The organism is Marinobacter zhejiangensis (assembly GCF_900114775.1).
Lineage (GTDB): Bacteria > Pseudomonadota > Gammaproteobacteria > Pseudomonadales > Oleiphilaceae > Marinobacter > Marinobacter zhejiangensis.
Window position 1 is genome coordinate 723691 of the sequence record NZ_FOUE01000001.1, and the last position, 13633, is coordinate 737323.

Annotated in this window: 11 protein-coding genes; 10 read left to right on the forward strand and 1 reads right to left on the reverse strand. The window is 60.5% G+C overall.

Annotated features, from left to right (window positions below; all coding sequences use genetic code 11):
- Window positions 1-26: 26 nt before the first annotated feature.
- Window positions 27-386 carry a DUF6164 family protein gene (locus tag BMZ67_RS03215; protein ID WP_092020454.1) on the forward strand — a complete coding sequence of 120 codons (360 nt, stop codon included), beginning with the start codon at window positions 27-29 and terminating at the stop codon, window positions 384-386.
- 144 nt (window positions 387-530) lie between these two features.
- Complete coding sequence (locus BMZ67_RS03220; protein ID WP_092020455.1) at window positions 531-1154, forward strand: HPP family protein; 624 nt, start codon at window positions 531-533, stop codon at window positions 1152-1154.
- Here BMZ67_RS03220 and BMZ67_RS03225 read toward each other — a convergent pair.
- Window positions 1135-1839, reverse strand: a complete 705-nt coding sequence (locus tag BMZ67_RS03225; RefSeq protein WP_092020456.1) for a Crp/Fnr family transcriptional regulator — start codon at window positions 1837-1839, stop codon at window positions 1135-1137. The genes BMZ67_RS03220 and BMZ67_RS03225 overlap by 20 nt on opposite strands.
- 470 nt (window positions 1840-2309) lie before the next feature.
- Between BMZ67_RS03225 and BMZ67_RS03230 the strand changes: the two genes are divergently transcribed.
- From BMZ67_RS03230 to BMZ67_RS03265, 8 genes are all read left to right on the forward strand, one after another.
- The gene (locus tag BMZ67_RS03230) at window positions 2310-4436 is read left to right on the forward strand and encodes a D-(-)-3-hydroxybutyrate oligomer hydrolase (protein WP_245749850.1); all 2127 of its coding nucleotides are present in this window, start codon (window positions 2310-2312) and stop codon (window positions 4434-4436) included.
- Between the two features lie 123 nt (window positions 4437-4559).
- Window positions 4560-5690: a DcaP family trimeric outer membrane transporter gene (locus BMZ67_RS03235; protein ID WP_092020458.1), complete on the forward strand. Its 1131-nt coding sequence runs from the start codon at window positions 4560-4562 to the stop codon at window positions 5688-5690.
- Window positions 5691-5856: 166 nt separating this feature from the next.
- On the forward strand, window positions 5857-7269 hold the full coding sequence (locus BMZ67_RS03240; protein WP_092020913.1) for a sigma-54 interaction domain-containing protein: 1413 nt from the start codon (window positions 5857-5859) through the stop codon (window positions 7267-7269).
- A gap of 329 nt (window positions 7270-7598) precedes the next feature.
- Window positions 7599-8651, forward strand: coding sequence for a TRAP transporter substrate-binding protein (locus tag BMZ67_RS03245; protein ID WP_092020459.1), 1053 nt, complete (start codon window positions 7599-7601; stop codon window positions 8649-8651).
- 142 nt (window positions 8652-8793) lie between these two features.
- Window positions 8794-9411, forward strand: coding sequence for a TRAP transporter small permease subunit (locus BMZ67_RS03250; RefSeq protein ID WP_092020460.1), 618 nt, complete (start codon window positions 8794-8796; stop codon window positions 9409-9411).
- Window positions 9411-10775 (forward strand): TRAP transporter large permease, encoded by a 1365-nt coding sequence (locus tag BMZ67_RS03255; protein ID WP_092020461.1) that lies wholly within the window; start codon window positions 9411-9413, stop codon window positions 10773-10775. Before BMZ67_RS03250 ends, BMZ67_RS03255 begins: the two co-directional genes overlap by 1 nt.
- A 13-nt stretch (window positions 10776-10788) precedes the next feature.
- Window positions 10789-11568: a 3-hydroxybutyrate dehydrogenase gene (locus tag BMZ67_RS03260; RefSeq protein WP_092020462.1), complete on the forward strand. Its 780-nt coding sequence runs from the start codon at window positions 10789-10791 to the stop codon at window positions 11566-11568.
- 53 nt (window positions 11569-11621) lie between these two features.
- A complete protein-coding gene (locus BMZ67_RS03265; RefSeq protein WP_092020463.1) occupies window positions 11622-13613 on the forward strand; it encodes an acetoacetate--CoA ligase in 1992 nt (663 codons plus the stop codon).
- The last annotated feature ends 20 nt before the right edge of the window (window positions 13614-13633 follow it).

Below are 13633 nucleotides of genomic sequence, written 5' to 3' on the forward strand. Positions count from 1 at the left end.
TCTCCGCTACCGATGCCATAGTTGTCATGCCACATCACCTGATGAACCTGCGTCATGTTCCCGATGACGAAGCCGATGAAATCCGCGAGCTGTTCGAGCGAAACGAGGTGTCCTACTACGAGACTCCACCCAGCCGCTGGGGCATCAGTATGGGCGGGTTCTGGGTTCATGACGACGATGAGGCGGCGCGGGCACGGGCGCTGCTGGAGGAATATCAGCTGCAGCGTCAGATCAAGCAGCGCGAACGTTACCGCCAGGACCTGATCCAGGGCAATGCCGGGGGAATCTGGTATCGCTTGCGGCAAAAACCGGTAACGACGGTCGCTGCCAGCCTGGCGATTGCCGCCATCATCTTTTTGAGCCTGATGCCGTTCATCCGTCTCTGAGCCTAGTCCGGCTCTGCCCTGCCATTGTTGGTCGCCACACCGACTTGATTAAGATCAAGTGCCGAAGGCGGTGTCGGGTTGCGGGTTGGCGGAATCTTGCCCTAGCATGAGCGCCCTTTTTTTGTGCATACAGAGTGGCTGGGCATGGGCGTCCAAAACGATCGCGTTCGTTGGCAATTGGTCAGCGGCGTACTGCGAACTTTGCATCTGGAGCGGCTGTCCGAGCGCTACAGTCGCCAGACCGTGTTGGCGGGATTCAACCTGATCAATGGCGGGATCAGTATTGCGTTGATTTCACTGGTGGCGCTGATGACCCAGCAGGCGTTCATCTTTCCGTCCCTGGGGGCCACCGCCTTCATCCTGTTCCATGTTCCGCTGGCCGAACCAGCCTCTCCCCGTAATACCATGTGTGGCCACCTGGTTGGGGCCCTGACGGGCCTGTTCAGCCTGTACCTGTTTGGCCTGCATGACGCGCCTTCGGCCCTGGCCTCCGGCGTGGATCTGGCCCGGGTTGGAGCGGCGGCAGTGTCGCTGGGATTGACGGGGTGCCTGATGGTGCTGCTGCGGATTCCTCACCCACCGGCGGGTGCGACCGCGCTGATCGTTTCCCTGGGCTTGATGCCTCATCCGGCCCAGCTGCCGGTCTTGATGGCGGGGGTATCCTTGTTGGTGGCTCAGGCGTTTGTCATTAACCGGCTGGCGGGTATTCCCTACCCGGTCTGGCGTCGCTCGCAGGACGAAGGGGTGGTCAGCAGCGTCCCTTCTTGAGCCGGGAAAAGGTGGCTGGCACTACGCCAAGCCAGGACGCCAGCTGAAAATCAGGCACCCTCGCCATCAGCTCGGGATAGTCTGTCACCATCTGGTCGTAGCGCTCCCTGGCAGACAGGGTCTGGCGGTGGAACTCCCGCTTGGTGGCCAGCTCTGCCAATTCTTCAGTCAATGCCAGGGCGAAGCGCGCCCACTTGCCTTCACAGTGGTTTCGCAGCACATCACGAAATGCATGGAAGTCCGCCACCCACAGGGTGCAGGGGGTCACGGTGGACAGGCACAAGGTATTGCGCACGGTGCGGCTGCGGCCAAAGACCGGCCAGGCAATGTCGCCCTCGGCAAAAAAGTGGTGGATGGAGACCTTACCCGAAGGTGATTCGCGGAATAGACGCAGTACACCGTGTTGGACCAGGTAAACCCGGGACCAGGGGCGTTGGTGGCGCTCAAGCTCGGTGTCGGCGTCCATCACGTCCTTCTGGAACAAGGTACAAAGCTGGGTCAGCAAGAGATGGTCGCCATTCAGTGTGCCATCCGGTGGGCGAACGCCAAACACCCGGCACAGGCTGTGCATCACGGTTTGCTGTTGGGCGGCTGGCTGAAGCTGTGCCAGTTCCGGGTCCTGCTGTGTCAGCAGGCAGGGGGAGGAAGACAGGGATACGATGTCGCTGTCGATTGCGTCTGTCATAGCAAGCAACCTGTCTGAATAATCACCGGTAACGTGTATCTCCGGTACTGTTTATCTTCGATACTATGCCACCTTTTCGTAACACCAAAAAACGTTTTGTTTGATTATTATCAATCGACAGAATCGATTTAAGCCCCAATTTCCTTTCCTTTCAATGCCCCTGTTCCGGTGGTCTGTCCGATATACCGGACACAGTCCGGTTTTCCAGACGTTCTTTGTTGATTCCCGGTAAGCCCCGGCGTTCGGGCCTTTGCTAAGCCATGGTCAAGCGCCGGTTGGCTACTCCGGGTGTCCGAGATCCCGGACAAGGGGCTCATAGGTCTTTGGAGAAAAACTCTAACCTATTGTTTTTGTTGTGAATTAAAAATTGGCATGGGATGCGCATAAGCCCGGCAGCGCCCGGTGTTTTTCGCGTCTTCCTTTTTCCGGTGCGCCTTTTTAACAACAATAAAGACTGTAAGGAAACGACCATGACTATTCGCGCACTGCTCGCCGTACCGGCGGGACTCGTTGTCGCACTCTCCCTCAATGGCTGCAAGCAAGAGGATATTCCCGGAGCGGCCTTCAATCACAAGCCAGGGTTCCTGACCGGAACCATCAGCCAGCAACACTACGATGGTGTCACCGATGACCTGCTGACCGCTGGGCTGGGAGCGAGCGGATTGGCCAGTGCGGTACCGCCGGCGTTTGCCGACAGCCTCAACCCAACCCCGATTGAACTCCGCCGTATGGCCATTTACAACAACTACCGTGCCCTGGTCGATACAGCGCCCGGTGGTGGCTATGGCACCTGGTTCGGTCCTCAGGTTGGTGCTGAGGGTGAGGGGTTGATCGCAGGTGACGAGTACCTCGCCTTCATCGACTCCGGCGATGAACTCGCCCCGGTGACGGTCATGGTTCAGGTTCCCGACAGCTTTGACCCCGACCAGCCCTGTATGGTCACTGCTCCGTCTTCCGGGTCCCGAGGCGTCTATGGGGCTATCGGTACCGCCGGTGAGTGGGGGCTGAAAAAGGGCTGTGCGGTTGTCTATACCGATAAGGGCACGGGCACGGGCAGCTATAACCTGGAGACGGGTACCGCCCAGCGCCTGGATGGCACCCTGACCGCCAGTGGCGATGAGCCGGTCCAGTACCGGGTCCGGCTGGATGATGCCGGCCGGGATGCCTTCAACGCCGCCTACCCGGATCGCATGGCTTTCAAGCATGCGCATTCCGGCGCCAATCCGGAAGCGGACTGGGGGCTGAATGTACTGCAGTCCATCGAAGTCGGATTTTACGTGCTCAATGAGCTGCACGGTCAGGAAACCGGTAACGGCCAGCGGGTGGTGACCATCAAACCGAACAACACCTTGGTGATCGCCTCCAGTGTCTCCAACGGCGGTGGTGCCTCGGTTCGGGCGGCGGAGCAGGACGAGAAAGGGTTGATTGATGGTGTGGCGGTGTCCGAGCCCAACGTCAACCCACTGGTTGATGCCGGCTTTACCATTCGCCAGGGCAACGGTGCGGTGATCAGCGACCATAGCCGCAGTCTGCTGGATTACACCACCGCGTTGGCGGTGTATCAGGGCTGTGCCAACCGGGCCCCGGCAATCCGTGACCTGGCGCCGTTCAATGCCATCCTGAATGACGTCACGGTCAATGAAAACATCTGTACGGCCCTGGCCGCCAAGGGGCTGGTGACTGGTGCAACCCTGGATGAGCAGGCAACGGATGCCCTTCGCATCCTGAATGACGATTTTGGCGTCCAGCCGGAGCAGAACCTGGTGGCACCCAGCCATTTCGGCGCCTCGGTGGCCCAGAGCATTGCCATGACCTACGCCAACGCCTATGGCGGATTTGCGGTCACCGACCGGCTTTGTGGCCTGAGCCTGGCGGCGACCGATGGCAGCGGCCTGGTTACGCCGCTGGGAGCCGCGCAGGAGGCGGCGCTGTTCTCTGCCAGCAACGGTATTCCTCCTACCGCTGGGGTTAACCAGGTCTATGACGACGCCAGTGGTGGCGCCACCAACCTCAAGCAGGCGGTGTCCAACAGCAGTGGCCTGGCGGATTTTGGCCTGGATGCGTTGTTGTGCCTGCGCAGCCTGGCAGCCGGGACCGACGCGGTCAGCGGTGAGGTATTGACCGGGACGGCCGCTGCACAGGCCCAGGCCATTGCCGATGGCATCGAAGGTATCCGTGCCAGTGGTGACTTGCAGGGCAAACCCGCGGTGTTTGTGACTGGTCGTGCCGACGCCATCCTGCCCATTAACCATACCTCCCGCCCCTATGTGGGCTTGAACCAGCGAGTGGAAGGGGGCGACTCCGGCCTGCGTTACTACGAGGTACTGAATGCCCATCACCTGGATGCGTTCAATGCGTTCCCCGGCTTCAATGAGCGTTACGTGCCTCTTCATCACTACTACATCCAGGCCCTCGATCTGATGTGGTCGCACCTCAAGGACGGTGTCGCCCTGCCGCCCAGTCAGGTGGTTCGCACCGTGCCCCGGGGGGCTGGCGCACCTGCGCTGACCGCGACCAACCTACCGCCGGTGCTGGCGGAGCCGGAGGAGTCTGACCGCATCCAGTTCGTCGACAACCAGGTTCGAATTCCAGACTGATTCACCCGGTGCCGCCGCACCCCCCTGCCGCACAGGCAGGACAGAGAGGACGGGCCGCGGCGGGGCCCGTCCTGACCGGCTGGTGGTCGCCACCGGCATTACCAACAAGAAAGGAAAACTCGAATGCGAAACAAAAATATCGTGCGTAGCTCTGTATCCCTGTTGGCTCTGGCGATTGCCAGCCAGGCCGGAGCGATCGAACTCAGTGCCGGTGACTACAAGGCAGAGCTGTACGGCTATGCCCGCTTCAACGCAACCTACGATATCGACGAAGACATTGGCATCTCCACCCGGGCTGGTGCTTTCTCAGCCATTAACACCGGTGCGGCCGAAGACAATGAAGTGACCGGCCATTTTGGCGCTGACGCCGTACAGACCCGCCTGGGACTGCGGGCAACCTCGCCGGAAGGGGTAAAAGTAGTGGTGGAAGGGGACTTCCGTCCCGGCACCCTGCGCCTGCGCCATGGTTTTGGTGAGTACAAGGGTGTGTTGCTGGGTCAGACCTGGTCCAACTACAACAGCTTTGTGGGTAACACTACCACTCTGGACTTCGACTCCCTGGCCGGTCTCGCCGGGCTTCAGGGCCGCATCGCCCAGGCCCGCTACACCACCGGCGCCCTGTCGATCTCCGCCGAAGAGCCGATCACCAACTTTATTGACGGTGCAGGTGTCACCTCTGGCGGCAAGCAGGGCCTGCCCACCCTGACCGCACGCTTTGAAGATTCTGCGGGCGGGCTTTCCTATTCTGCGGCAGCGCTGGTCCAGGAAGTCGGCTATGACACCGGGACTGCCGACGACAGCATCATCGGCTACGCCGCCTTTGCGGCTGCCAAAATGGCGCTCGGTGACATGATGACCCTGCAGGGGACCGTGTCCTACACCGACGGCGCCAACTCCTACCTGTACCGTTCCGGCGAAAACTTTGGTGCCGAGGATGCCTATGTGCTCGGTGGCGACCTGGAGAGCATTGCCGGTTATGGCGGTTCTGTCGGCGTGGGTCTGGATCTGGGCGGCGGCAATAAGGCCAACATTGGCTATGGTCTGGTGACCGTGGACTGGGATGACGCCGAGGCCGATGGGGTTGCTGTCGGTGGCAAGAGCGAAACCAACCAGAACCTGATGGCCAACTACCTGTGGAGCCCGGTGAAGAACGTGATGATGGGCGTGGAATACGCTTACTTCAAGCGTGAAAACGTCAACGGCGACGATGGCGATGCCAGCCGAATCATGTTTGCCGGCCAGTACAACTTCTGATCCGGCCACTGTGAAACCGCACCCGCCCCTCCACTAAAGTGGGGGCGGGTTGCGATTGCCAACCCCACTTCCCCCATATACTCTCTGGACAGTGTCAGTGTTTCCGGACAACTGATACGGCAGGTTTGCCAACATGACCGACTTTATTCCAGACCGCAGCCAATTCATGCCCAAATCGTTTATCGATAACAATAACATCGGGCCGACGCGAGATTTAATCGAGGCCCTGTTCCCACTGTTCGAGCAGGCCAGTGCCGGGGCCATTGCTGTCGACAGTGACAGCCGTATCACCTGGATTAACGCCAGCTATGCCTCGTTGCTTGGGCTGAAGAACCCGCAGGCGGCGATTGGCAAGGACGTGCGTGGGGTGATTCCCCAAACCCGCATGCACGAGGTGGTCAAAACCGGCCAGCCCCTGCTGCTCGACATCATGGAGCATGACAGTCAGCAGCTGGTGGTGACCCGGCTGCCCTATTTCGACGAGCAGGGAGCGATCCTCGGAGCCGTCGCCTTTGTGCTCTACGATGACTTGCAACCACTGACGCCACTGGTCAGCAAATACCGTCGTCTCTATCAGGACCTCCTTGCTGCCCGCAAGGCACTGGCCCGCAAGACCCGGGGCACCCGTTACAGTCTGGGTGACTTCGTTGGAGCCAGTCCGGCGGCGCTGGAAGTCAAACGTCGTGCCCGCCTGGCGGCGGGCCGTGACATGCCCGTGCTGCTGCTGGGAGAAACCGGAACCGGCAAGGAAGTGTTGGCGCAATCCATCCATGCCATGTCTGGCCGGGCCGACAAGCCGTTCGTCGGGGTCAACGTGGCGGCCATTCCGGAAAACCTGCTGGAAGCGGAGTTTTTCGGTGTTACGCCGGGCGCCTATACCGGTGCCGATCGTCGCAACCGTGACGGCAAGTTCCAGCTCGCCAATGGCGGTACCCTGTTCCTCGACGAAGTGGGTGATATGCCGCTGGCGTTGCAGGCGAAGCTGTTGCGTGCCCTGCAGGAAGGCGAGATTGAACCTCTGGGGTCCAATAAGGTGGTGTCCGTGGATGTGCGGGTGATCGCCGCTACCAGTCGCAACCTTGAATCGATGATGGCCGAGGGCAGCTTCCGCTCGGACCTGTATTACCGCCTTAACGTACTGGAAATTGCCATCCCCCCGCTGAGAGACCGGATCCCGGACCTGGGGGTTCTGTGTGAAGCGATTCTTGAAGACCTGTGCCAGGGCCATGAGCTGCGGGGTGAGATTACCGACGCTGCGGTCGCGGCCCTGAGCGGGTATGACTGGCCGGGTAATATCCGGGAGTTGCGTAACGTTCTGGAAAGGGCCCTGACCATGGGGGAGGACAACGGCTTGCTGGATGCCGATGCCATCTTCAAGGTGCTACCCCGCAACGGTGCTCGAAAGGTTCCCTCGGCGGTACCCCGCCCGATTCGGCCGCTGGCCCAGACCCTGGCGGAAGCCGAAGCCCAGGCCATTGAAGACGCCCTGGTGGCCAGTCGTGGTAATCGTACCCGTGCCGCCAAACTGTTGGGCATCTCCCGGTCGGTGCTCTATGAAAAGCTGGCGAAGATGCCCTGAATTCCGGACAGATGTCCGGGAATCCGTACAGCTCATTACGACTAGTGTCTAAGGCTGTCCGGTGAGCCAGACAAGCGGTTACTGAATAAGATTTCAATATTTATATAACGCATTGTTTTTGTTTGTTTTTCGTTGAATGGCACAGCCCCTGCATTTGTCGGTGTGCAGGACGTCAGTACAACGAAGAAAACAATAAACGGCGCCAAACCCAGGATTATCTCCTTTCCGTCTTTTTTGTTTCCTCTGTTGGCTGACTACACTCAGTCCAGGCCCGTCGGGATTCTCGAACCGGCTGGCAACATACAAGAACAATGTTAGGAGACTTATCGATGAAACTTGCCAAGGCCATCACCGGGGTTGCTGTTGCGGTCGCCCTGTCCACTGGTACCGCCTACGCCGATAACCTGCGCTGGAAAATGCCTGTCGCCTTTGCCACCAACCTGCCCGGTCTGGGGTCGCCCGCAGCCTGGGTTGCCGAGAACCTGACCACGGCCTCCGATGGCAGCATCCAGGTGCGTGTCTACGAGCCCGGCGAGCTGGTTCCCCCTTTCGATATTCTTCAGTCAGTGTCTGACGGCAAGGTGCCGACTGGCTACACCTGGATTGGTTACGACCAGGGCAAAGTCCCGGCGGTACCCCTGTTCGCCGCGGTTCCCTTCGGCATGAAGCCGTGGGCCTACATCGGCTGGTACTACTACGGCGGTGGCCACGAAATGCTGCAGGAAGTCTATGCCAACAAGGACTTCAATGTGCATGCCCAGCTTTGCGGCATCATCGGGCCTGAAACCGCCGGTTGGTACTCCGACAGGATCGAATCCCTGGACGACTACGAGGGCATGAAAATCCGCTTTGCCGGTCTTGGCGGCAAGGTACTGGAGCACCTGGGTGCCTCCGTCACCATGATGCCCGGTGGCGAGCTCTACCAGGCCCTGGAGAAGGGCACCATTGATGCGACCGAGTTCTCCATGCCGGCCATTGACCAGATCCTGGGCTTCCAGCAGGTGGTCAAGTACAACCTGTTCCCCGGCTGGCACCAGCAGTTCACCGCCCAGTACCTGCTGATCAATGGCGATGAGTGGGAAAACACCACGGCCGCCCAGAAGGCGTTGGTCGAGGCATCCTGTACTGCAGCCACCACCCGTGGCCTGGCCGAGGGCGAGTACCTGAACGGCGCGGTTCTGGCCGGCTTCCAGGATGAAGGGGTTCACGCTGACCAGATTCCCCGGGAAGTACTGGAGCAGCTGAAGGAAGTTACCCAGCAGGTGCTTGAGGAAGAAGCGGAAAGAGATGCTGACTTTGCCCGGGTCTACCAGAGCCAGCAGGAGTTCATGGAAACCTATCAGGTGTGGGATAGCCGAGCGTATCTGCCGAGCGACCTCTGATCGCGGATATCAACACCGTCGCACCGGGTCATTCCGGTGCACCTCACCCCGTGTGGATGGTGGCTGTCGCCATCCACACCTTGTCGTAACCGGATAGTAACCGGAACCTGCCGTACCTGGGTTCCGAGAGAGGATTGATTCCATGACCGTGCCCGAGCATGCGTCTGTGTCCGACGCCGATGAACTTATCCATCACCACACCGAATTACCCGATACCCGCCTGAGCCGGTGGGTCGACGGCCTGTTGACCGGCATCGGCAAACTGGCGTCGTGGATGTGGATCGTGGTGACTCTGATCATTATCTATGCGGTGGTTAGCCGCTACGTCTTTGGCCAGGGATCGGTGATGCTGGAAGAATTGCAGTGGCACCTGGCTGGCGTAGGCTGGCTGCTGGGCCTGGCCTACACCCTGGTGGTTGATGACCATGTCCGGGTGGACGTGATCCATGAACGGTTGGGGCTTAAAGCCCAGGGCTGGATTGAGCTGTTTGGCATCCTGCTGTTGCTGCTGCCGTTCCTGGTGATTGCCATCTACGAGATGATCCCCTACGCGGTGAGTGCCTACAACGTGAGTGAAACCAGCCCGGCACCGGCAGGGTTGTCCCACCGCTGGATTCTTAAGGCCATCCTCGCCATTTCGTTTTCGCTGATCGCCCTGGCGGCGGTGTCACGCCTGCTCAAGGTCACCGCCCTGCTGTTCGGCTTCCCGCGCCCGATCCGGCGCACCAAGACAGATAATCAGTCCGGGGAGGCTGTCTGATGGAGTTGGAAACCCTATATGTAATCGGAATGTTCCTGACGTTTGGAGCGTTGTTGATGTCCGGGTACCCGGTAGCCTGGGTGCTTGGTGGGACCGCGGTAATCTGGACCGTGATCGGCGTGGTGTCAGTGGAGCAGTTTGGCGCCAACCTCTGGTTCGATTACTCATCGTCCATGGGGCTCGCGCCGGAACGGATCTGGGGAATAGTCGATAACGAAACCCTGGTTGCCCTCCCCATGTTCATCTTCATGGGCATCATGCTGGACCAGTCCGGCATTGCCGAGCGTCTGATGAAAAGTATGGTTAGGCTGTTCGGGGCGGTGCGCGGTGGCTATGCCGTCACGGTTATCGTCATCGGGGTGCTGCTGGCGGCCACCACCGGTATTATCGGCGCATCGGTGGTGCTGCTGGGCATGCTGTCGCTGCCAGCGATGATGGAGAGCAAATACGACAAGGGCTTCGCTGTCGGTACCGCCTGTGCCACCGGAACCCTGGGTATCCTGATTCCCCCTTCCATCATGCTGGTGCTGATGGCGGACCGGCTGGCCATGCCAGAGGCGTCGGTTGGTGACCTGTTCATGGGGGCCTTTATGCCTGGCCTGCTGCTGGGGGCCATGTACGTGGGTTACGCCATGATCCGACCGCTGTTCCAGCCCCATATCGCTCCTGTGCCGGAGGGCATGGAGAAGGTCAACCTGGCGGCGTTGTGGGACGTGTTCAAGGCGGTGATTCCGACTGCGGCGCTGATCCTTGGAGTGCTTGGTTCCATTTTCGCCGGAGTAGCGACGCCGACGGAGGCCTCAGGGGTTGGCGCCCTGGGTGCGATGGTGCTGGCGTTTGCCGCCGGCAACCTGAAGCTGGGTGTGGTGAAATCGTCGCTGTATCAGACGACCCGAACCGCTTCGTTCATTTTCGCTATCTTCCTTGGAGCGACGGCTTTCTCGGTGGTACTCCGGGGGCTGGGCGGCGATGAGGTGATTGAAGGTGCGCTGCTTGGCCTGCCTTTCGGGCCTTACGGTGTGGTGCTGACCATCCTGCTGGGGGTGTTCCTGCTGGGCTTCTTCCTCGACTGGGTCGAAATCACCCTCATCGTGCTGCCGTTGGTGGCGCCGGTGGTGCAGCAGCTGGGTTTCGATCTGGTGTGGTTCACCATCCTGTTCGCCATGTGCCTGCAGACCTCGTTCCTGACACCGCCGGTGGGCTTTGCCCTGTTCTACATCAAGGGCGTGGTGCCCCCGGAGATCAAGGTAAGCGACATCTACCGGGGTGTGATGCCCTACATTCTCATCCAGCTTGTGGCCCTGGTGATTGTTTTCCTGGTGCCGGAGATTGCGACTTGGCTGCCAAGCGTGGCGTACGATTAAGGAGAACAACAATATGCGTTTGAAGAATCAGTGTGCCCTGATTACCGGGGGCGCTCGCGGCATTGGCCGCGCCATTGCCGAACATTATGCCCGTGAAGGGGCCTGGGTGGCCGTCGCCGACCTGGATGGCGAGGCCGCACAGAGCGCCGCCCGTGCTATTGAAGCCGACGGTGGAACCGCCATGGCGCTGGCGATGGACGTTACCAACGAGGAAGCCGTCAATGATGGTGTCGCGGCGATTGTGCGGGAGTGGGGCAAACTTGATATTGCCCTGGCCAACGCCGGTATCCAACATATCGACCCGGTGGACAAACTGGCCTATGCCGACTGGCAGAAAGTGATCGATGTGCATCTGGGTGGGGCGTTCCTGGTCACCCGTGCCGCTTTGCAGCAGATGTATGCCAATGGCGGCGGCACCATGTTGTACATGGGGTCGGTGCATTCCCTGGAGGCTTCGCCGCTGAAAGCTCCCTACGTGTCGGCCAAGCACGGTATGCTGGGCCTTTGCCGCGCGGTGGCCAAAGAAGGCGCGGAACACGGAGTGCGCAGTAACATCATCTGCCCGGGCTTTGTCCGTACGCCATTGGTGGACAAGCAGATTCCGGAACAGGCCCGGGAACTGGGTATCTCCGAAGAGGAGGTGATCAGCCGGGTTATGCTGAAGAATACGGTGAACGGCCAGTTCACCACCGTTGATGACGTGGCCGAACTGGCGGTTCATCTGGCGGCCTTCCCATCCGCTGCCCTGACCGGACAGTCGGTGGTGGTCAGTCACGGCTGGCACATGCAGTAGTCCGGTTACCGAACAAGAGCCTGAGCAGGACAGGCATTACGCAGGAGAAAGGAATGAGCAATACCGAACAGTCGCCGGTGGTGTGGACACCCTCCAGCGAGGTGCTGGCGAACAGCCAGATGGCCCGATTCAAACATTCACTGGAAGGCCAGGGGCATGGCCCGTTTGCTGATTACCATGCCTTGCACCAGTGGTCGATCGACAACCTGGAAAGCTTCTGGCAGGCGGTGTGGGACTTCTGTGGTCTGCGTTGTGATACCCCGGCTGAGCGGGTTCTGGGCAAGCGGGATATGCCGGGGGCGGAATGGTTTCCGGGCATGCGGCTGAACTTTGCGGCCAACCTGCTGCGATTGGCCGAGGGCGAACACGCGGACAAGGAGGCGGTGGTCGCCTATTGTGAAACCCGGCCGGTACTGCGTCGCAGCTACGCGGACCTGAAACGGGATTGCGGTGCCCTCGAAGCCTTCCTTCGCGCCCGGGGAATCGGTGCCGGTGACCGGGTAGCCGGTGTGGTGACCAATGGTTATGAGGCGCTGGTGGGAATGCTCGCGACAACCAGCCTGGGCGCGGTCTGGAGTTCGGCGTCACCGGATTTTGGTATCGGCGCGATCCAGGACCGTTTTGGCCAGATTGAGCCGTCGGCACTGATTGTGGTGAACGGTTACGGCTACGGCGGCAAGGTATTTGCCCGCCAGGCCGATTTTGAAGGGCTGGCAGCGAGCCTGCCCAGCCTGAAGGCGGTGATCAGCGTCCAGCAGCTGCCAGACCAGCATCACCTTCAGGGTGAGAAAGTCACCCCCTGGGAGGAGGCCCTGGCCTTTGGTGAGGGACAGGCGCCTTCGTTTACTCCAATGCCGCCTGAGCACCCGGTGTACATCCTCTACTCATCTGGCACCACCGGAAAGCCCAAGTGCATCGTCCATGGCAACGCCGGCCTGCTGGTCAACCATGCCAAGGAATTGATGCTGCACGGTGACGTGGGGCCTGAGGACCGTTTCCTTTACTTCACCACCTGTGGCTGGATGATGTGGAACTGGCAGGCATCCGCCCTGTTAACCGGCGCTACCGTGATCACTGTGGATGGCTCGCCCGGTTACCCCAGCCTGGACTTCCTGTGGCAGACCGTGGCTGATGAGAAGGTGACGCACTTTGGTACCAGTGCCCGCTTCATTGCCGGTTGTCGCAAAGCCGACCTGGCCCCGGCCCGGGAGTTGGATCAAAGTGCCCTGCGGGTGGTGTTTTCCACCGGCTCGCCGCTGTTGCCGGAGGACTACGACTGGATCTACAGCGACGGTGCGCCGACCGCCTTGCTGGGATCGATTGCCGGCGGAACCGACATCTGTGGCTGTTTTGTTGGTGCCACACCGCTGCTGCCGGTACGTCGCGGGGAAATCCAGTGCCGTTTCCTGGGCGTGGATGCGGTGGCGTATGGTGACAACGGTGAACCGGTGAGTGAGGGCCGGGGCGAGCTGGTATGTCGGCAGCCCCTTCCATCCATGCCGGTGTCGTTCTGGAATGATGCCGATGGCAGCCGCTACCACGACGCCTATTTTGACACCTACCCCGGGGTCTGGGCGCACGGCGACTTCATTGAATTCACCGAGCACGGCGGCGCTATTATCTATGGCCGTTCTGACGCCACCCTCAATCCAGGCGGTGTACGTATCGGTACGGCAGAAATCTACCGTCAGGTGGAAACCGAACCGGCGATCAAAGACAGCCTCGTTGTTGGCCGCCAGATCGATGGCGATGTGGAAGTCGTGCTGCTGGTGGTGGCCGCCGATGGCTGCTCCGTTGATGAAGAACTGGTGGCGCGGCTGCGCAAGCGTATCCGGGAAGGCGCCAGTCCGCGGCATGTGCCCAGGCATATTGTGCCGGTGGCGGATATTCCCTACACCCGCAGCGGTAAAAAGGTGGAACTGGCCGTGGCCCGGCTGATCAACGGTGCGGCCCGCAGCGACAACCGAGATGCCCTGGCCAACCCCGACGCTCTGGACCAGATCCGCGAGCAGCTGGCGTTGGCAGAGCTTCTGCCCCGGAGTTGATGCCTGCCGGGCCCCGGAAC

Bases quoted from the DNA above. Each gene is read 5' to 3' on its own strand.
- BMZ67_RS03255 (WP_092020461.1), top strand. From the start codon at position 9,411: ATGGAGTTGGAAACCCTATATGTAATCGGAATGTTCCTGACGTTTGGA.
- BMZ67_RS03265 (WP_092020463.1), top strand. From the start codon at position 11,622: ATGAGCAATACCGAACAGTCGCCGGTGGTGTGGACACCCTCCAGCGAG.
- BMZ67_RS03245 (WP_092020459.1), top strand. From the start codon at position 7,599: ATGAAACTTGCCAAGGCCATCACCGGGGTTGCTGTTGCGGTCGCCCTG.
- BMZ67_RS03230 (WP_245749850.1), top strand. From the start codon at position 2,310: ATGACTATTCGCGCACTGCTCGCCGTACCGGCGGGACTCGTTGTCGCA.
- BMZ67_RS03235 (WP_092020458.1), top strand. From the start codon at position 4,560: ATGCGAAACAAAAATATCGTGCGTAGCTCTGTATCCCTGTTGGCTCTG.
- BMZ67_RS03260 (WP_092020462.1), top strand. From the start codon at position 10,789: ATGCGTTTGAAGAATCAGTGTGCCCTGATTACCGGGGGCGCTCGCGGC.
- BMZ67_RS03240 (WP_092020913.1), top strand. From the start codon at position 5,857: ATGCCCAAATCGTTTATCGATAACAATAACATCGGGCCGACGCGAGAT.
- BMZ67_RS03225 (WP_092020456.1), bottom strand. From the start codon at position 1,839: ATGACAGACGCAATCGACAGCGACATCGTATCCCTGTCTTCCTCCCCC.
- BMZ67_RS03250 (WP_092020460.1), top strand. From the start codon at position 8,794: ATGACCGTGCCCGAGCATGCGTCTGTGTCCGACGCCGATGAACTTATC.
- BMZ67_RS03215 (WP_092020454.1), top strand. From the start codon at position 27: ATGCCACATCACCTGATGAACCTGCGTCATGTTCCCGATGACGAAGCC.
- BMZ67_RS03220 (WP_092020455.1), top strand. From the start codon at position 531: ATGGGCGTCCAAAACGATCGCGTTCGTTGGCAATTGGTCAGCGGCGTA.